This window comes from Pseudoalteromonas luteoviolacea S2607 (assembly GCF_001625575.1).
GTDB lineage: Bacteria > Pseudomonadota > Gammaproteobacteria > Enterobacterales > Alteromonadaceae > Pseudoalteromonas > Pseudoalteromonas luteoviolacea_E.
Genome location: NZ_AUXV01000026.1, coordinates 26907 through 44781 on the forward strand (window position 1 = coordinate 26907; position 17875 = coordinate 44781).

The 17875-nt window shown below is 42.9% G+C and carries 18 protein-coding genes; 9 read left to right on the forward strand and 9 right to left on the reverse strand.

Annotated features, from left to right (window positions below):
- From N480_RS13875 to N480_RS13885, 3 genes are read left to right on the forward strand one after another with little or no spacing between them, the layout of a single operon-like run.
- On the forward strand, window positions 1-1047 hold the full coding sequence (locus tag N480_RS13875; protein WP_063373086.1) for a type IV pilus twitching motility protein PilT: 1047 nt from the start codon (window positions 1-3) through the stop codon (window positions 1045-1047).
- 2 nt (window positions 1048-1049) lie between these two features.
- Window positions 1050-2174, forward strand: coding sequence for a PilT/PilU family type 4a pilus ATPase (locus tag N480_RS13880; protein WP_063373087.1), 1125 nt, complete (start codon window positions 1050-1052; stop codon window positions 2172-2174).
- Entirely contained in the window at window positions 2149-3036 is an 888-nt protein-coding gene (locus N480_RS13885; protein WP_063373088.1) for a hypothetical protein, read from the forward strand. The genes N480_RS13880 and N480_RS13885 overlap by 26 nt, the downstream gene beginning before the upstream one ends.
- Window positions 3037-3049: 13 nt before the next feature.
- Here the strand turns inward: N480_RS13885 and ruvX are convergent, their stop codons facing one another.
- From ruvX to N480_RS13915, 6 genes are all read right to left on the reverse strand, one after another.
- Window positions 3050-3502 (reverse strand): Holliday junction resolvase RuvX, encoded by a 453-nt coding sequence (gene ruvX / locus N480_RS13890; protein ID WP_063373089.1) that lies wholly within the window; start codon window positions 3500-3502, stop codon window positions 3050-3052.
- 5 nt (window positions 3503-3507) lie between these two features.
- Window positions 3508-4065 (reverse strand): YqgE/AlgH family protein, encoded by a 558-nt coding sequence (locus N480_RS13895; RefSeq protein WP_063373090.1) that lies wholly within the window; start codon window positions 4063-4065, stop codon window positions 3508-3510.
- Window positions 4066-4084: 19 nt separating this feature from the next.
- Window positions 4085-5044 (reverse strand): glutathione synthase, encoded by a 960-nt coding sequence (gene gshB / locus N480_RS13900; RefSeq protein ID WP_063373091.1) that lies wholly within the window; start codon window positions 5042-5044, stop codon window positions 4085-4087.
- Between the two features lie 93 nt (window positions 5045-5137).
- Window positions 5138-5872: a 16S rRNA (uracil(1498)-N(3))-methyltransferase gene (gene rsmE / locus N480_RS13905; RefSeq protein WP_063373092.1), complete on the reverse strand. Its 735-nt coding sequence runs from the start codon at window positions 5870-5872 to the stop codon at window positions 5138-5140.
- A gap of 116 nt (window positions 5873-5988) precedes the next feature.
- Entirely contained in the window at window positions 5989-6471 is a 483-nt protein-coding gene (locus tag N480_RS13910; RefSeq protein ID WP_063373093.1) for a hypothetical protein, read from the reverse strand.
- A gap of 40 nt (window positions 6472-6511) precedes the next feature.
- Window positions 6512-7405 carry a hypothetical protein gene (locus N480_RS13915; RefSeq protein ID WP_063373190.1) on the reverse strand — a complete coding sequence of 298 codons (894 nt, stop codon included), beginning with the start codon at window positions 7403-7405 and terminating at the stop codon, window positions 6512-6514.
- An 80-nt stretch (window positions 7406-7485) separates the two neighbouring features.
- Between N480_RS13915 and glnE the strand changes: the two genes are divergently transcribed.
- Complete coding sequence (gene glnE / locus N480_RS13920) at window positions 7486-10281, forward strand: bifunctional [glutamate--ammonia ligase]-adenylyl-L-tyrosine phosphorylase/[glutamate--ammonia-ligase] adenylyltransferase (RefSeq protein WP_063373094.1); 2796 nt, start codon at window positions 7486-7488, stop codon at window positions 10279-10281.
- A 9-nt stretch (window positions 10282-10290) separates the two neighbouring features.
- On the opposite strand, the gene N480_RS13925 is transcribed toward glnE, so the two are convergent.
- From N480_RS13925 to tolC, 3 genes are all read right to left on the reverse strand, one after another.
- A complete protein-coding gene (locus N480_RS13925) occupies window positions 10291-10899 on the reverse strand; it encodes a TcpQ domain-containing protein (protein WP_063373095.1) in 609 nt (202 codons plus the stop codon).
- A gap of 26 nt (window positions 10900-10925) precedes the next feature.
- Complete coding sequence (gene lpxL, locus N480_RS13930; RefSeq protein WP_063373096.1) at window positions 10926-11852, reverse strand: LpxL/LpxP family Kdo(2)-lipid IV(A) lauroyl/palmitoleoyl acyltransferase; 927 nt, start codon at window positions 11850-11852, stop codon at window positions 10926-10928.
- 124 nt (window positions 11853-11976) lie between these two features.
- Window positions 11977-13326, reverse strand: a complete 1350-nt coding sequence (tolC, locus tag N480_RS13935) for an outer membrane channel protein TolC (protein WP_063373097.1) — start codon at window positions 13324-13326, stop codon at window positions 11977-11979.
- Between the two features lie 211 nt (window positions 13327-13537).
- Between tolC and N480_RS13940 the strand changes: the two genes are divergently transcribed.
- The 5 genes from N480_RS13940 to parE are packed head-to-tail and all read left to right on the forward strand — an operon-like array spanning window position 13538 to window position 17872.
- Window positions 13538-14161 (forward strand): NUDIX domain-containing protein, encoded by a 624-nt coding sequence (locus tag N480_RS13940; RefSeq protein WP_063373098.1) that lies wholly within the window; start codon window positions 13538-13540, stop codon window positions 14159-14161.
- A 25-nt stretch (window positions 14162-14186) separates the two neighbouring features.
- Entirely contained in the window at window positions 14187-14657 is a 471-nt protein-coding gene (locus tag N480_RS13945; RefSeq protein WP_063373191.1) for a DUF1249 domain-containing protein, read from the forward strand.
- Window positions 14644-15408 carry a metallophosphoesterase gene (locus N480_RS13950; RefSeq protein ID WP_063373099.1) on the forward strand — a complete coding sequence of 255 codons (765 nt, stop codon included), beginning with the start codon at window positions 14644-14646 and terminating at the stop codon, window positions 15406-15408. The genes N480_RS13945 and N480_RS13950 overlap by 14 nt, the downstream gene beginning before the upstream one ends.
- Window positions 15393-15950 carry a YqiA/YcfP family alpha/beta fold hydrolase gene (locus N480_RS13955; protein WP_063373100.1) on the forward strand — a complete coding sequence of 186 codons (558 nt, stop codon included), beginning with the start codon at window positions 15393-15395 and terminating at the stop codon, window positions 15948-15950. The genes N480_RS13950 and N480_RS13955 overlap by 16 nt, the downstream gene beginning before the upstream one ends.
- Before the next feature lie 32 nt (window positions 15951-15982).
- Window positions 15983-17872 (forward strand): DNA topoisomerase IV subunit B, encoded by a 1890-nt coding sequence (parE, locus tag N480_RS13960; RefSeq protein ID WP_063373101.1) that lies wholly within the window; start codon window positions 15983-15985, stop codon window positions 17870-17872.
- Window positions 17873-17875 lie beyond the last annotated feature (3 nt).

Sequence of the window (17875 nt, forward strand, 5' to 3'; positions counted from 1 at the left end):
ATGGATATTACTGAATTATTAGCCTTTAGTGTGCAACATAAAGCGTCGGATCTACACCTGTCTTCGGAGGTTTCACCGATGATCCGAGTAGACGGGGACGTTCGTCGCATAAACATTCCTGCTTTAGAAGCAAAGGATGTAAATAGCTTAATATACGATATTATGAATGATAACCAGCGTAAGGACTATGAGCAAAATCTTGAGGTAGATTTTTCGTTCGAAGTGCCTAATTTGGCGAGATTTCGTGTCAATGCTTTCAATTCAAGCAGGGGACCTGCCGCAGTTTTTCGTACTATCCCAAGCCAAGTACTGACTTTAGAAGAGCTCGGTGCGCCAGATATATTTAAACAAATTGCTGAAAACCCTCGGGGGTTAGTGCTGGTTACAGGTCCTACAGGTTCTGGTAAGTCAACGACGTTGGCAGCCATGGTTGATTACATAAATAGCAATAAACACCACCATATCCTCACCATTGAAGATCCAATTGAATTTGTGCACCAGAATCAACTTAGTTTAGTAAACCAGCGTGAAGTGCATCGTGACACGCATAGCTTTAATGCGGCGCTGCGCAGTGCGTTGCGTGAAGACCCTGATGTTATCTTAGTCGGTGAATTACGTGATCTAGAAACGATTCGACTTGCAATGACTGCCGCCGAAACCGGTCACTTAGTATTTGGCACTTTGCACACCACTTCGGCACCTAAGACGATAGACCGTATCATTGACGTTTTTCCTGGAGAAGAAAAAGATATGGTGCGTTCGATGCTCTCAGAGTCTCTTCAGGCTGTTATTTCTCAAACCCTAGTGAAAAAAGTGGGGGGCGGACGGGTTGCAGCTCATGAAATTATGCTTGGTATACCAGCAATTCGAAACTTAATTCGTGAAGATAAAATTGCACAAATGTACTCAGCGATTCAAACCGGTGCATTACATGGCATGCAAACCATGGATCAGTGCTTAATGAACTTGGTTAATCACGGGCTGATTACAACACAAGATGCTTACACGAAAGCACATGACAAGAATCAGTTTGGTAGTGGGTATTAATTATGGCATTGAAAGATTATTTACAGCTGATGGTGGACAAAGAAGCTTCTGACTTGTTTGTTTCGTCAGGGCTTGCCGTTAGTGCCAAGATTGACGGTGAACTTCGTGCGTTGGACGATGAAGTGCTGGACAATGACGGTTCTCTTGCAATGGTTGAGTCTGCGATGACTGAAGTGCAAAAGCAACAGTTCCATCAAGAGAAAGAATGCAACTTTGCTGTTGCTAATGAGATAGGGCGTTTTCGTGTATCTGCATTTTGGCAGCGCGACTGCGCTGGCATGGTTATCAGACGTATTGTGACTGAGATCCCCGATGTGACGCAATTGGGACTGCCCTCCGTATTAACCGATGTAATTATGTCGAAGCGTGGTTTGGTATTGTTTGTTGGTGGTACAGGTACGGGTAAATCAACATCGCTTGCAGCCTTGCTTGGTTACCGTAATCGCAATCAGCGAGGTCATATTCTAACGATTGAAGATCCAATTGAATTTGTGCATGAACATCGCAAGAGTATCATCACACAAAGAGAAGTTGGGTTAGATACAGAAAGCTTCGAGGCTGCCCTGAAAAGTTCATTGCGGCAGGCGCCAGACGTTATTTTAATTGGTGAAATTCGCTCACAAGAAACCATGGAATATGCGTTAAGTTTCGCAGAAACGGGACACCTTTGTGTAGCGACGTTGCATGCTAATAATGCTAACCAGGCGATTGACCGTATCATGCACTTAGTGCCAAAAGAAAAGCATGACAAACTTAAATATGATTTGGCGCTCAATCTACGCGCGATTGTCGCTCAGCAACTTGTTCCGAATTCGAAAGGTGAAGGGCGAGTTGCTGCAATAGAAGTGTTACTTAACTCACCGATGGTCGCTGAGTTGATTAAGAAAGGTGACATTGGCTCTATTAAAGAAACAATGTCTAAATCTAAAGAGATGGGCATGCAGACATTTGACCAAGCGTTATTTGAATTATATAAAAATCAGCGGATTAATTATGCTGATGCGCTTCATCATGCTGACTCGCCTAATGATCTGCGTTTGATGATCAAACTGCAAAATAATGAGCAAAAAGGAGCTGGCTTTTTACAAGGGGTCACCATTGATGGGTTGGAAGGCAAGAAAAACTAAGTTTTTTAACATTATTGCTTTCTATTTTCTGAGCCTCGCTGAATGTAGCTGGGCTCAAAATGAGTATGTTGACATATATATTCGTGATGATGTGTATGTTAACTACACGACCCTCATTGCAGGTCGCTCTCCACTGCTTGTGGATGACTTCCACTCTCAATTTATACGCCGTGATGTGATAGACATGGTGTTACTGCATAAAGCGTTATTGCTCGGTGGCTTTGATAAACCTTTTAAATACCGCCCTGGAAACATTAATTTCAGAGATACCAATTTACTAGAACAAGGAAAGCAGTTGTTAAGCTTTGATACTTATTGGTACGAAGAAGCACTCGATAAAAAAGATAAGCTGTTTATCAGTGACCCTGTTGTTAGAAAAGGAGAGTTTTACGCGGGTCTGTATTATGCAAAAACAAACACGAAGATGGCGAAGCTATCGTCTATTAATGATCTACAGGAATTAACGGCAGTATCGTCAAACCGCTGGGTGGTTGATTGGCAAACACTGAGCAACCTGCCGTTAAAAAGGTTGCTAAACGAAACAACATGGGCAGCGCAAGCGCAAATGGTAAATAAACAATGGGTTGACTTTATGTTGATCCCCCTGATGCCGCATGCGGGAAATGATTTTCAACTAGCGGGGATAAGCCTCGTGTCTCATCCTCACTGGGTTGTATTGTTAGATAGCAGTCGCCATTTTGTGGTGTCTAAACTGCACCCAGATGGTGAACGGGCATTCTTGGCAATACAAAGAGGTTTGAAAAAGCTCAGGTTGCAGGGAAAAATCGTTGATGCATATCGACAAGCTGGATTAATCCCTGATTTAAATCAATATCGGCAATTAAATGCAATGCCTCGTTAGATGAACAATACTTTTACTCACCCCATAGCTGTTCAAAAAAGCTTTCTAAAATAATCACCGCAGACATTGCATCTACATTGTCTTTGGCTAGGGATCGGTAACCCCCTTGATCGAATAGCCTAGCTTTCGCATCGGTTGTTGTTAACCTTTCATCCTGAGTTTCAACAGGCAGGCGGTAGTTGTTGTGCAAACGGTTGGCAAACTTTTTAGCTGCAAACGTCACCTGTTGATTGGTGCCGTCCATATTAAGCGGCAGGCCAACAACAAGGAGATCTGGCTGCCATTCTTTTACGTGCACTTCGATATCTGACCAATTTGGAATACCGTCACGTGCTTTTACTGCCCCTATACTTGTTGCGGTACCAGTCACTTCTTGGCCAACGGCCATACCTATACTTTTGGTGCCAAAATCGAACCCCATTACAGTGCGCTGACCTACGGGGGTCTTTTCTTTTTTACTACTCATTTTGTTTATGCATGTCCTGCTTGATTACTGAGCTGTGCGATATCAATACCGAGCATACTGACTGCTTTTTCCCAGCGTTTTTCAGGTGGTGTACTAAAAATAATTTCTGGATCAGCTTGAATGATTAACCAAGAGTTTTCGAGGATTTCTTTCTCTAGCTGGCCTTTTTCCCACCCAGAATAGCCTAGCGTGATGATAAACGCCTCAGGACTATCATGGTAAGTGAGAGACGCGAGCACATCCTTAGAGGTTGTGATCATAATATCAGAGCTAAGCTCTTTGCTCGAAGCATAGCCTATCTTCGGCGTATGTAGCACAAAGCCTCGATCAGTATGTACAGGACCACCTGCAAATACCGTTTGCTCAGCAGCGTTGCTTGATTTGTCGTTGTCTATTTCGATTTGATCAAGCAGTTCGCCAACGGTTACGTCAATAGGGTGATTGACTATTAGGCCCATCGCCCCTTCTTCGTTGTGTTCGCAGATGTAAGTGACCGAACGTTTAAATAGCGGGTCTTGCAAATTTGGCATCGCGATGAGAAAGTGATTTGCTAATGATTGCATGCGTGACCCCTTCTATGATTTAACTTTCAGTATGGTTGAGTTTTGTTTCAATCGCATCAAAAAACTTGTCCATAATAGATATATCGTATGCAGCTTCAATTTCCTTAACACATGTCGGCGCTGTGACATTAATTTCTGTCAACCTATTTCCAATGATGTCTAGGCCTACAAAGATTAGACCCTTTTCTTTTAGAGTTGGTGCTATGGCTTCTGCGATTTTTCTGTCACTGTCGCTAATAGGTCTTGCCTCGCCACGACCACCAGCTGCCAAGTTACCTCGCGTTTCACCGCTCTGAGGGATACGAGCTAGGCAATAAGGGATCACCTCACCATCTACTACTAATACGCGTTTATCACCTTCTTTGATCTCCGGGATGTAATTCTGCGCCATGGCAAAACGTTGTCCGTGCTCTGTCAAAGTTTCGCAAATAACGCCAATATTCGGATCGCTCTTTTGTACTCTAAAAATCGATGCGCCGCCCATACCATCAAGTGGCTTAAGAATAATGTCTTGGTGCTTTTCTAAAAACTCTCTAATTTGCTGTGTATTACGCGTGACCAAGGTATCTGGCGTATGTTCACTAAACCAAGCTGTAAATAACTTTTCATTAGCGTCTCGTAGGCTTTGTGGTTTATTGACGACTAGCGTCCCAGCAAGTTCAGCGCGTTCAAGAATATAAGTCGCGTAGATATACTCCGTGTCAAAAGGAGGGTCTTTACGCATTAAAATGACGTCTAATTCACTTAGTGCAATGTCTTCTTTATCAGCCAGCTCATACCAGTGTTGTTCATCATTAAACACCTTTGCTTTGGCGGCGGTCGCTCTACCTGCACCTTGATACAGATACAAGTCATCCATTTCCATGTAATACAGCTCATACCCTCTTTGTTGTGCTGCCATCATCATGGCAAAACCAGTATCTTTTTTAATGTTGAAACCACTGATTGGATCTGAAATTATCCCGAGTTTGACTGCCATTGCATTTACCTTATGAGTTACTTTTAGAGTATCGTTCGGTGCGGCAAGTATTCTGCCGCCGTGTAACGTTTATATGTGGTCGTATTTGGTAATTTAAAGAGCCAAATCACCAAACTGCAGCTGAAGAGCGCTCAAAACTGTTAGGGCTGCCGTCTCTGTACGCAGTACGCGAGGTCCGATTTTAATATCAACAAAGCCCTGTTCGCTGGTGCTGTGCATTTCTTCATCGGTAAACCCGCCTTCAGGCCCCACTAAAAACCTAACTCCATGCTTTGGCTCTGGTAAGGTCTTGATTGAGTGCGCAGCGCGTGGATGTAGTGTCAGCTTCAATTCGTCACTTTGCTGGGCTAGCCACTGTTCAAGTGTCATAGGCGTATGGATTTTTGTGATGTAGTTACGGCCAGATTGCTCTGCTGCTGATATAGCGATTTTTTGCCATTGCTGATGCTTCTTAGCAAGCCTATCACCACTCAGTTTGACACCACAGCGTGTCGTGAATAGCGGCGTAATTTCGCTCACTCCAAGCTCAACCGACTTTTGAATGGTAAAGTCCATTTTATCGCCTCGTGAGATCCCCTGACCTAAATGAACCTTTAATGGTGACTCTGCACACTTGTCGATGAACTCGGTGGGTACAACCGTTACCGACTTTTTTGATACGGATTCTATGGTTGCTAAGTATTCGCCACCTTGACCATTAAATAGACTTACTTGCTCGCCAGCGCCCATACGCAATACACGCGCTATGTGGCCTGCAGCATCTTCACTTAAGTCTGTAGATTGATTAATTGATAAGTCAGAAGGTTGGTATATGTGTGGAATTCGCATCGTGTACACGTTCTAGATTTTCAATGCGTCAATGGTAAGGCTTTCGTGGCAGTGAGTCTAGCGCCAGATACCCTAACACACTGTATAAAAAACAGTACAATGGCGGGGAAAGTGCATTAATCAGTAGTATCTGTTTTTAGTACTATGAACTCGCTAAATGTATCTTCTTTAGTTGCGGCAAGGCTCGAGTTACATGTTAGGTGATTGTTATTAAACGGATCTGAAATGCGATGATAGTCGTAACCATTTGGTAATTGTTCAATGGTGTATCGCTCTGCATGTAAAGAGTTAAAAATAAACCTTTGCTTCTCATCTGCTAGATGATAATCCAAAGAGTTTATAAGGACGCCTTTTATTTGATGATGTTCGTGGAGGTAAGTAGCAAGCTCAGAGACGCTGATTTCATTATCAAAATCACAGTAGCTATAGTCTTTGATTTGGTCCTTAAACATCATTTTAAGCATCTGTTTTGTATTATCGCCAGCAATAATAATCTTACTGGGAGTATCAGGCGCCAGTGTCTTTACAAATTCAACAAACTCTTGGCTAAACTCCCAGTTACTATCAACGAGTAAGAAGTTATCTAAGTTCAAGGACATAACTCTCCAGAAGCACGATCTCCAATATCTATTTACGCAGCTAAATTGAAAACATGTTTATTAGTAAATAGCCCATGGTACAAAAAACAGCAAATTCTAAGCAGGCAATACCAATATTATCTTGATGGTCAACTTCTAATCCAATGTTCACTTTTGGCAACACTATTTTTATTAGTAACCTGCTACATAGGTATAGAAGTATCCACATAAATATGGAGTGAATAAGTACAGTCAGTAAACTATCTACGATTTTTCCTTCATAACTGGGTGCACTGTGTAAGCCTGCGTAAATAGCTAAAGCTAAACCAATGGTTTTACCCGCATAACGAATGCCAATGGAAGTGTTAGCTAGGTTGAAATTGTCCTGTAGAGAAGCCCCTTGATTGGATTTAGCAAAACGAGACTCCCTAAACTTACTGTCTAATGCAAACAACAATTGCAAAACAATGAAACAGATACTAGCGATAAAGAGGGATTTGAAGTCAGTCGGGGCAAACCACTGGTACAATCCAAGGACGAGGATGCAATTGCCTATTAACATGCCCGAGTCCACTAAAGCTGCACAGACATTTTGGTTTAATATAGCTTGAGCTTCATTGAACCGATAGAGAATCCATTTTCGATGTATATACTGCCCTAGATATATATAGGACCAAATTAATCCCATTGGCAGCAGTATTTGCATATGTATGACAGAGGCATCAAATACAGTAAGGTTGCCGAAAAAATAACTGATACTGCCACACAAAACGGCTACTTTGGCAGCATAGTTGATCCCAAGTGCAAAGTTGTCACGTTGCGCTAGTTCTTTTTGCAATAACTTTTTGGCATGCATTTGCACAATTAAACGCAGACTGGTGAGTGCTATACAGATGAGCACTAGGCTGCTTCCAATGATGAAAAAATTGCTGTTTTCTAAAGACAAGTAACTCATGCTCAGTGTAAGGTTTGTGTTATTTAGCGTTACTATAACACTGCCCAACAAATGAGCCACAGGGCACCGGAGATTTTTGTATGGAACAAAACCACAAGACAGGTGAATTAACCCAACTAGGGCAGCAGCGATTTCGTGAGTTATTTCCTGAACGCGATACACACGATCAAGTCGTTCAGCTTTTAGCCCTGAGTGATTTTGCTTATCGCATATTGGCGCAGCACCCTCAATGGGTTGATTGGCTGTTAGATGAACAAGCTATGCAAAGTCGTCGCTGCGAAGCAATTTTTACTTCTGTGGTGGCTGATCTCAACGAGCAAGATGCTTTTAGGCAGTTACGTGTTTATCGTAAACGCTATTGGTTGAAATTAATGTGGCTTGATCTGGTGCTTGGTAACGATATTGCAGACAGCATTTTATATCAATCACAGTTAAGTGAGCACCTTATTGCGAGCGCAAATGAATGGGCGTTCTTGCAGGTCGCCGCGAGCAACGGGGTGCCTCTAAATGAACGCGGGCAGCCTATCCCCATGCTGGTACTGGGTATGGGTAAACTCGGGGGACAAGAGCTAAACTTTTCTTCTGATATCGATCTTATTTTTACTTACCCAAAGTCTGTGAACACGCAAGGTGGGCGGCGCAGTGTTGAGGCACAAGTCTTTTATACTAAAGTTGCACAAAAGCTGATCGCAGCTTTGGATCAACGTACCATGGATGGTCAGGTTTTTCGTGTTGATATGCGGTTGAGGCCTTTTGGTGACAGTGGCCCTTTAGTAATGAGCTTTTCAGCAATGGAAGACTACTACCAAGATCAAGGGCGCGAGTGGGAGCGTTACGCGATGCTTAAAGCACGCCTGTTAGGAGAAAAGAACGCTTATTGGGATGAGTTTAAAGTACTTATTAGACCATTTGTATTTCGTCGCTATATCGACTTTTCAGTGATCGAATCGCTGAGAAAAATGAAGTATATGATTGCTCAAGAAGTTCGACGCAAAGGGCTCAAAAACAACATCAAATTAGGGGCTGGTGGTATTCGCGAAGTAGAATTCATAGTACAAGCCTTGCAGATGATCAGAGGTGGCCGAGAACCTGAATTACAAGTTCCTTCATTACTAAGCGCTTTAAGTACATTGGCTAAATTAGATGTTATCCCGAAAAAAGTTGCCACAGAGTTGCAATCGCAATACTTGTTTTTGCGTCGTGCTGAGCAGTATTTACAGGCATTCAATGATGAGCAAACACAAACACTACCTGACGACGACTTAAACCAGCTCAGGTTGTGCCAGCTTCTTGGGGTCAGCGACACACATGCACTGTTTGCATTGTTTGACACGGTACAATCAGGGATTCGACAAGAGTTTGTTCAGGTCATTGGAGAGGAGCCTCATGATTGTGAAGAGTTAGACTCAAGCTATACCTCGGCATGGGAACAACGAGATATGAGCTATTTAGAGATTGGATTATCACCATCAGAGTGTACTCAGTGGCAGGGGGTCCTAGATACGTTTTATGCGGGTATCAATAAAAAACAAATAGGGGTTCGTGGTCGAGATGTCCTTGATCGGTTAATGCCCTTAGTTTTACGAGAAATGAGCGCCATCAAGTCGGCGGAGACACTGCAAAGTGTGCTCGATATCATTGCCAAAGTTGCATCAAGAACAGCGTATTTAGAGCTCTTGTATGAAAACATAGGTGCTTTACAACAGCTAATAAAGCTTTGCGCACACAGTTCTTGGATAGCTTTGCAAATAGCACGGTACCCAATCTTGCTGGACGAACTCTTAGATCCTGCTGTGTTATACCGCCCACTGCCTCTGAACGCCTATTACAGTGAAATCCAACAATATTTCTTACGCATTGATGAAGACGACCTAGAGCTGCAAATGGAAGCCTTGAGGCAATTTAAGCAAACTCAACAACTGCGGATAGCGGCAGCAGATGCAACGGGCGTTTTGGATATTATGAAGGTCAGTGATCACCTCACTGCTCTTGCTGAATCAATTGTTGCCAAGGCGGTTGATATTGCATGGGCACAAATGGTTGGTCGCTATGGGTACCCAGAAGGGGCCTCTGTAAGTGCTAAAGGGTTTGCTGTGATAGCCTATGGCAAAGGAGGGGGCTTTGAACTGGGGTATGAATCAGATCTAGACTTAGTGTTTGTGCACAATTGTGATGGTAGCAGTAAGACCATGGGGGATAAGGCGATTTCTTCAAGGCAGTTTTACTTGAAACTTGCACAGCGGTTAATGCATCTGTTCAATACGAGGACCCCATCGGGGATATTGTATGAGTTAGATACACGATTACGACCAGAAGGAAACTCGGGCTTATTGGCAATTAATATTGAGAGTTACTATCAATATCAACAAGAGCAAGCTTGGACCTGGGAGCATCAGGCCTTGGTGAGGGCGAGAATGGTTGTTGGAGAGTCGGATTTGGTAGAAAGGTTCCACTGGATACGCCATGATATTTTGTGCCAACAGCGTGATATAGAAGCGCTTAAACAAGACATCGTAAAAATGCGTGCGAAAATGCGCGCCCACTTGTCTAAAGACAGTGAACAAGAGTTTGATCTCAAGCAGGGCGGTGGTGGTATGACAGATATTGAGTTTTTAACCCAATATTTAGTGCTTGCCTTTTCCCATGATTACCCTGCGCTCACACGTTATTCAGATAACATTCGAATTTTAGAACAAGCCTGTGCTGAGTCGGTCATTAGTGAGCATCAGCAATCCACTTTAACGCAAGCATACTGTCAATTAAGAGAGTGTTATCACTTGAACAGTTTAAATGGCAAAGGAAAGACAATCGATGCTCAAAAGCTGGTAGAGCAAAGTTCGATGGTGAAATGTATTTGGCAGGCCTACCTTGAGTAGGCCCAAGTACTAATTTGTGAGTCGTCGGCAATTTTCTCGCACAAATATAGAAGGGTTCTCTGTGATTACTGCAGCCCTTTGGCGATGACAAAAGAACGTGTAAACCTCAAACTCGAAATCGTCGTTGATGGCTCTACCTACCTGATATAATGCACTAACAAAGTCAGAATCAACACGAAAGTTTTGTTTTACGACATAGTCTTTACTGAGGTACCAAAAAAGCTCTATGTCTTCTTGTTTGGCGTAACTCGTTAATACGCTTTTGAGAGTATTACCCATTTCGAAACGTCGAGGCTGTGACTCACCAGTCCACCTTTGGTTAGTCGGCTTCACAACGAGTTCCCTCTGGGCAAGTGCGTCATCAAGTGGAAACGTTGGTTTTCCAATATCCATAACGAACTTCTCACGCTCCGTGTCTCGCTCATTCATGCGGTCGCGAAAATTGGCATAAAACTGAGACAAGCCTTGCGCAGCTGCGTTGGTTGTTTCTTTAAATTCCATTTTAGGAATATTGCCATACAAGAAGTAGTAAGCAGCCCAAACTAAGATCGCACCTAAAGAAAGGTGCTTTGTCCAAAACCACATTGCGGATAAACGTTTTTTATTTTTTTTAGCCATATTACGCGACGCCAGTTATTCGTAGTTTAAGAGTAATACGATGGATCACTCTCATCAGGCCTAGTTTTAAACCGCCTGTGCAACCACATGTATTGTTCTGGAGCTTGCATGATTGATTGCTCCATTCTTTTATTAACGCGTGTGACATCATGATTTTCATCTTCACTTGGAAAGTCAGCCATCGCAGGATGAATCGTGATATGGTATTTACCGTGTTTATCACGAATACCTGTTAAGCTTAATGTCTCACACTTTTTACTAGATGAAAATAATAAAGTACCAGTAGTTGTTGCTGCATCAGGTACTGCGAAAAAAGGGGCAAACTCACACCGTTTTCTGCCATAGTCTTGGTCTGGCAGGTAGTAACAGACTTTTTTATCGTGAAGTGCCTTCAATAACCCTTTTACGTCACGCTTACCTATCAGAAACTCATTAGAGCGCAACCTACCCTTGGTCATAAAGTATTCCATTAAGGGATTATTATGAGGGCGGTAGAAACCAATGCCTTGCGTATCTGTGCCTAAAATTCTTCCAAGCATTTCTAAATGCAGCATATGAGGTACTAAAAGCAATACGCCTTTGCCATTTTTTTGTGCACTTTTAAAGTGCTCTAACCCTTTGATAGAGCCAACGGCACGTTTGACACGCCATTCAGGCCACCACCAAGCCATACCCGTTTCAAATGTAGCAATCCCAGTATTTTCCATATTTTTAAGTACCATGGCACTGCGCGCTTGTTCGTCCATGTCTGGGAAGCAAAGCGTCAAATTAACTTCAGCAATTTTTCGGCGCTTTTTGACAAAACGATGTACCAGTCTGCCCAGCAACCTTCCGAGAGAAAACTGCACGCTTTGAGGCAGCCAAGAAAGACTATAAAGGACTATGACACCAAGCCAAGTAAGCCAAAATTTAGGTGCTAAAAACTGTAATTTAAAGGTGGGATTGTGAACCAAGGTGGCGTTCTCGTACAAGCATAAAAGGGAGTAGTTTATCTATAACTTGCAATTTGCTCAAGCGTTGTTGATTTGGCAATTGAGGAGTTTGGGACCAGTGGTAACTGGCCCCATCAAATCAAGGCTAGTTGTTTGCAACTAAACCTCTGTTGATTGCTTCTAGATCGTCACGAGTTAAGTCACCAGAAGCTTGTTTCAGTTGTAGCGTCGACAAGATGTACTGATAACGTAAATTTGCTAAGTTACGTTTGGCACTGTAAAGGTTACGCGTGCTCACTAAAACATCAACGATAGTACGAGTACCTACTTCAAAGCCAGCTTCAGTTGCTTGTAAAGCACTTTCAGCTGAGACCACCGCTTGTTCTAAAGCGCGATAAGTCGCCACATCAGACATTACTTGGTTGTAAGAAGTGATTACTGAACGTGTAATGTTACGCATTGACGCTTCTAGGTCTTCACTTGCCGCAACATACAGTGCTCTAGCCTGATCTGTTGCTGCAACCGTTCTACCACCAGAGTATATTGGAACGTCAAGTTGTAGCCCAATTGTGGTTTCGTCGCTACGAGGTGCAAGTTCACTGCCTGGCGTATTGGTCAATGAATCCCCGTGTGATGCTTGGAAAGACAAAGTAGGGTAATGTCCTGCTTGCGCTTGATCGATTTGATCTTGTGCAATTTCTAGAGATGACTTTGCTACCTGTAACGAAAGGTTTTTCTCTTTCGCAATGTTGATGAAATCATCTGCTTGTTTGTTCGGTTTTACCGTTGAAAACTTTTCTGTATTTAACTTATCGAGTTTTGCGTGGTATTTACCTGTGATTGTGCGCAGAGTTTCACGTGCCGTTTCAACTTCGTTTTGCGCAACAATCTCATTTGCAACTGATTGGTCAAATTGAGCTTGTGCCTCGTGAACATCAGTAATTGCTGTCAAACCTACTTCGTAACGCTGTTTGGTTTGCTCAAGTTGGCGTTCGATTGCACGCTTTTCTGCTTGTACGAACTCTAAGCCGTCTAGTGCACCAAGTACATTAAAGTAGCCCTGTGCGATACGTACAATCAGGTTTTGTTTTTCTTGCTCATACTGAGTCAAAGATTGCATCGCGCGCTTTTCAGCAATTGATAAACCTTCCCAAATACTAAGATCGAAAATAGTTTGGTTTAACGTCAGTGTACGAGAAAATGAGTCTCTATAGCTGTCGTTTAATGTATACCCAGATTCATCATTTTGTGTCGGTAGTGAACCTGTAGAGTCGGTATCAGAATAGCTTAGTCTTAGTCCCAATGTTGGTAGTAAAGCACCAAGTGCGCTGTCTTGTGCGTACTTTTGTGCATCTGCATTGGCTTTTGCACGCAACACCGTAGGATCGTTTGCCGTCGCAATGTCGTAAACTTGAAGCAGGTCTTCTGCGTATGAGCTGTTACTTGACAGCGCACAGGTCAAGCCAACCAACATAGATAAAATGGTTTTTTTCATTATTTTTGCAGTCCTTAGACAATTTTATTGTCAGCATGTTACCTTGTTTTCATGCAAATTCCCAAGTGCTATTCAGGGATAAAAACAAAACAAGTGTAACAGAATATAATACATTATCAGTTCTGGCTTTTCGGGCCCGTTTCGTTGCTTATTGCAATATGGGGATAAAATAGCCGATATTAAACCCTACTTTATGAATCTAGGATTAAAAATGAAAGAAATTAGCCAATACAATAGCAATGATGTTGTATTGAAGCCGTCTTCGGGTGGTGTTTTGTACGATGGGTTTCTAACAATCAAAGAATATGCCTTTGAACACGCGCTATTTGACGGTGGTGTATCTGAGACAATCCGCAGGGAGATTATTGACCGTGGTCATGCGGTGGCAGTGTTACCTTATGATCCTGTTAGAGATGAAGTATTATTAATCGAACAAATTCGCATTGGTGCTTTGGCAACGAAAAACTCTCCTTGGTTATTGGAATGTATTGCGGGAATGGCTGAGGGAAGTACTGATCTCGAGGGAGTTGCCAGAAAAGAGGCACAAGAAGAAGCTGGTTTGAAGCTCAACAAACTGCATTACATGCGCTCATATTTATCTAGCCCAGGTGGGTCTACAGAGCGTTTATATTTATATTTAGCGGAAGTGGATTTAAGCGAGCATGTAGCAGGTGTTTTTGGTTTGGAAGAAGAAGGTGAAGACATAAAAACGCATGTATTACCTTTCGACGAAGCGATGGCGAGGCTCGAAAGTGAGGAAATTGATAACGCTGCTACCGTGATTAGTCTACAATGGTTAGCGCTAAATAAATCGAAACTTGCAACAATGTTGTGAAATGGGAGTCATTTTGTCTGGTTTGATGCGTGAATATGGATTAAAGGGTAAGGCTTCTGAGCGAAGTTACGTACAGTCTTTACCTCAATATATAACTTTGTGTGAGCGCAACTATTTGCGTGCACTTAAGGTGATGCCTGAAGAACAAGTGGGCAAACAGCGTCAAATTAAAATGGGCTCTATGGACTTCTACATTGTTGTCGATGATGTTGAAAAATATACAACGGATATTTCTATCCGCCAAAAGCATGGTTTAAGCTGCCATATCGGCGAATTTGAACTGGCTGTGAGACTGTATCATGATGCACGCGTCGCTGAAGTTGTGCAGCACAATTATCACCAAAAAGTGAAACCATCATATCGTTACCCTAACCCGAATATGCACCACAAAGACGAGAAGTATCAGTTGAATGCGTTTTTAGCCGATTGGCTTATAGCTTGTATCGAAAACGGTCGAGTGCCATTGAATTGGGACGTAAATAATGGGCTGGTTTGAAGACAAATACGAGTTCAATCAGGCACAATTGCGCATTGCTCATATCACAGACACACACTTATTTGCCGATGAGGGTGGGGAATATTTTGGCGTGAACACAGCGCAGCACTTCGGCGCTATTTTAAACGCGCTTGCGCAATTGAATTTAGATGCGGTTATCTTTGGTGGCGATCTCACCCAAGATCATACTTATGAGTCGTATGAGTTATTTGCAAGGCTGGTAGCAAGCTCTAAGTTGGCGTGCCCGCTATTTTGGTTGCCAGGTAACCATGATGACATCGAGTATTTATCAAAAATCAGTCACGGGCAAATTCAACAAACTAAACGTATCGCTTTTGAAATGGGCCAAATTCTGCTGGTAAATAGTAAAGGTCCAACCCCAGCGGGCTGGATTGAAACCTCACATTTAAACGAACTAGAGAAACATTGTGAGTCACCTAGTGTTGTTTTTTGTCATCACAACCCTTTGCCTATAGATGGTTACCTCGATAAGCATATGTTAGACAATGGCCCCCAGTTGCTTAATCGGCTAGTGGATAGCGGACAAGTGTTGGGTTTATTTCATGGCCACGTACATAACGAGTACCAGTTTCGGTTTCGAGGCATGACGCTCTATGCAACTCCAGCGACCTCAATCCAATTCACTAAGAATACAGCGCAGTGGCAACAAGAAAATTTAGGCGCGGCGTACAGGTTGATTAATTGGACACAGGATGGCATACAAACAGAGGTTAAATGGCTCGAAAAGTAATTTATATCCACGGCTTTAATAGTTCAGAGAAATCATTTAAAGCACAGCAATTTGGTGAATTTTGCCAAGCTCAATGCGAATATATTGTACCTCGTTTACACTATGATCCGCGCATCGCGATTATTCAACTTGAGCAGTTAATTGACAACGATAGTGTACTAGTCGGCAGTTCGTTAGGTGGGTTTTACGCAACATATTTATCTGAACGGTTTGCAATTAAAGCAGTTGTTGTAAACCCAGCAATTAGGCCGGATAAATTGTTATGGGATTACCTCGGAACTCAGTATAATCCCTATCAGGATATAGAATATGAGCTTACCAAAGAACATGTCTTTGCACTTAAGAGTATGTATGTTAAGCAATTAACTACTCCAAGCAATATATTGCTATTACAGCAAACTGGTGACGAGGTGTTACCTTATCAAGAAGCTGTGGAGTATTATCGTGACTGCCCATCGAAAATAGAGTTTGGTGGAGATCACAGTTTCATGAATTTTGAAAGGCACTTTGATCGCCTCGCCAATTTTCTTAAAATTAACTAAAACATAAAGAAATAACTTAGTCAGTAGCATTTATGAGTCAGCAAAATTATAACGCAGAAGCCATTGAGGTGTTAAATGGCTTAGAGCCAGTTAAACGCCGTCCGGGTATGTATACGGACACCACTCGACCAAACCACTTAGGTCAGGAAGTTATCGACAACAGTGTTGATGAAGCATTGGCAGGTCATGCGAGTAAAATTGATGTAATTTTGCATGAAGATAACTCGCTGCAAGTCATTGATGATGGCCGTGGTATGCCTGTGGATGTGCACCCTGAAGAAGGGATCCCAGGTGTCGAATTAATATTAACTAAACTTCATGCCGGCGGTAAGTTCTCAAATAAAAACTACCAATTTTCAGGTGGCTTGCACGGCGTAGGTATCTCGGTTGTAAACGCGCTCTCTACCCGGGTGGAAGTAACGGTAAAGCGTGATGCGCAGCAATTTGAAATCGCATTTGAAAACGGTGACAAAGTACAGGATTTAGAGGTAACCGGTAGCGTTGGTAAGCGTAACACAGGTACTTCAGTTCAGTTTTGGCCAGATGCTAGCTATTTTGACTCTGCCAACTTCTCTTTGACAAAACTTAATCATTTACTCAAAGCAAAAGCTGTTTTATGTCCGGGCTTACGCATACGATTTATCAATAAACAAACCAAAGAAACACAAGAGTGGCACTTTGAATCGGGTTTGCAAGATTACTTAAGTGACAGCGCCAAAGATTTAGAAGTGCTACCGAAATCTCCATTTACAGGGAGTTTCAGTGGTTCTACTGAGGGGGTTGACTGGGCGTTGCATTGGCTGCCAGAAGGTGGCGAGTCAATAGCAGAGAGCTATGTAAACCTGATCCCAACAGCGCAGGGTGGTACCCATGTAAACGGGTTAAGACAAGGCCTTTTAGAGGCGATGCGAGAGTTTTGCGAATTCCGTAATTTATTGCCTAGAGGTGTCAAGCTGACACCAGATGATGTTTGGGATAAGTGCAGTTACGTACTTTCTGTGAAAATGCAGGATCCACAATTTGCGGGTCAAACAAAAGAAAAGCTCTCCTCTCGTTCATGTGCAACATTTGTATCGGGTATTGTGAAAGACGCGTTTAGCCTATGGTTGAACGAGCACACAGATACCGCTGAGCTGCTGGCTGAACTGTGTATCAGCAACGCCCAAAAACGACTACGAGCTGCTAAGAAAGTCGTACGTAAAAAAGTAACCAGTGGTCCTGCATTGCCCGGTAAGTTAACGGATTGCTCAGGCAGTGAAACTGAGCGTTCAGAGCTATTTTTAGTAGAAGGTGACTCGGCGGGTGGTTCAGCTAAGCAGGCGCGTGACCGAGAATTTCAGGCCATCATGCCTTTGCGTGGTAAAATCTTGAATACTTGGGAAGTTGACTCGGGTCAGATTTTAGCTTCTCAAGAAGTCCACGATATTTCTGTCGCGTTGGGAATTGACCCTGACTCAACAGACTTATCCGCACTGCGCTATGGCAAAGTGTGTATCCTTGCAGATGCAGACTCGGACGGTCTACACATTGCAACCTTGCTATGTGCGTTGTTTGTAAAACATTTCCCAACCTTGGTTGAGGCAGGGCACGTTTACGTTGCAATGCCACCACTATTTAGAATCGATGTGGGCAAAGAAGTATATTACGCGCTAGATGAAGATGAAAAACGTGGCATATTAGACCGCATTGAAGCGGAGAAAAAACGTGGCAAAGTCAATGTGCAACGATTTAAGGGGTTGGGTGAAATGAACCCAATGCAATTGCGTGAGACCACGATGGACCCCAATACCCGTCGTTTAGTTCAGCTTACTTTAGATGAACAAGAACAGACGATGGAAATGATGGATATGCTGTTGGCGAAAAAGCGCTCCGGCGATCGTAAAGCTTGGTTAGAGCAACATGGCGACAAAGCCGAGGTATAACAA

Excerpts from the sequence above, each read along its gene's own strand:
- N480_RS13875 (WP_063373086.1), top strand. The coding sequence starts at position 1 with ATGGATATTACTGAATTATTAGCCTTTAGTGTGCAACATAAAGCGTCG.
- N480_RS13880 (WP_063373087.1), top strand. The coding sequence starts at position 1,050 with ATGGCATTGAAAGATTATTTACAGCTGATGGTGGACAAAGAAGCTTCT.
- N480_RS13885 (WP_063373088.1), top strand. The coding sequence starts at position 2,149 with ATGGGTTGGAAGGCAAGAAAAACTAAGTTTTTTAACATTATTGCTTTC.
- ruvX (WP_063373089.1), bottom strand. The coding sequence starts at position 3,502 with ATGAGTAGTAAAAAAGAAAAGACCCCCGTAGGTCAGCGCACTGTAATG.
- N480_RS13895 (WP_063373090.1), bottom strand. The coding sequence starts at position 4,065 with ATGCAATCATTAGCAAATCACTTTCTCATCGCGATGCCAAATTTGCAA.
- gshB (WP_063373091.1), bottom strand. The coding sequence starts at position 5,044 with ATGGCAGTCAAACTCGGGATAATTTCAGATCCAATCAGTGGTTTCAAC.
- rsmE (WP_063373092.1), bottom strand. The coding sequence starts at position 5,872 with ATGCGAATTCCACACATATACCAACCTTCTGACTTATCAATTAATCAA.
- N480_RS13910 (WP_063373093.1), bottom strand. The coding sequence starts at position 6,471 with ATGTCCTTGAACTTAGATAACTTCTTACTCGTTGATAGTAACTGGGAG.
- N480_RS13915 (WP_063373190.1), bottom strand. The coding sequence starts at position 7,405 with ATGAGTTACTTGTCTTTAGAAAACAGCAATTTTTTCATCATTGGAAGC.
- glnE (WP_063373094.1), top strand. The coding sequence starts at position 7,486 with ATGGAACAAAACCACAAGACAGGTGAATTAACCCAACTAGGGCAGCAG.
- N480_RS13925 (WP_063373095.1), bottom strand. The coding sequence starts at position 10,899 with ATGGCTAAAAAAAATAAAAAACGTTTATCCGCAATGTGGTTTTGGACA.
- tolC (WP_063373097.1), bottom strand. The coding sequence starts at position 13,326 with ATGAAAAAAACCATTTTATCTATGTTGGTTGGCTTGACCTGTGCGCTG.
- N480_RS13940 (WP_063373098.1), top strand. The coding sequence starts at position 13,538 with ATGAAAGAAATTAGCCAATACAATAGCAATGATGTTGTATTGAAGCCG.
- N480_RS13945 (WP_063373191.1), top strand. The coding sequence starts at position 14,187 with ATGCGTGAATATGGATTAAAGGGTAAGGCTTCTGAGCGAAGTTACGTA.
- N480_RS13950 (WP_063373099.1), top strand. The coding sequence starts at position 14,644 with ATGGGCTGGTTTGAAGACAAATACGAGTTCAATCAGGCACAATTGCGC.
- N480_RS13955 (WP_063373100.1), top strand. The coding sequence starts at position 15,393 with ATGGCTCGAAAAGTAATTTATATCCACGGCTTTAATAGTTCAGAGAAA.
- parE (WP_063373101.1), top strand. The coding sequence starts at position 15,983 with ATGAGTCAGCAAAATTATAACGCAGAAGCCATTGAGGTGTTAAATGGC.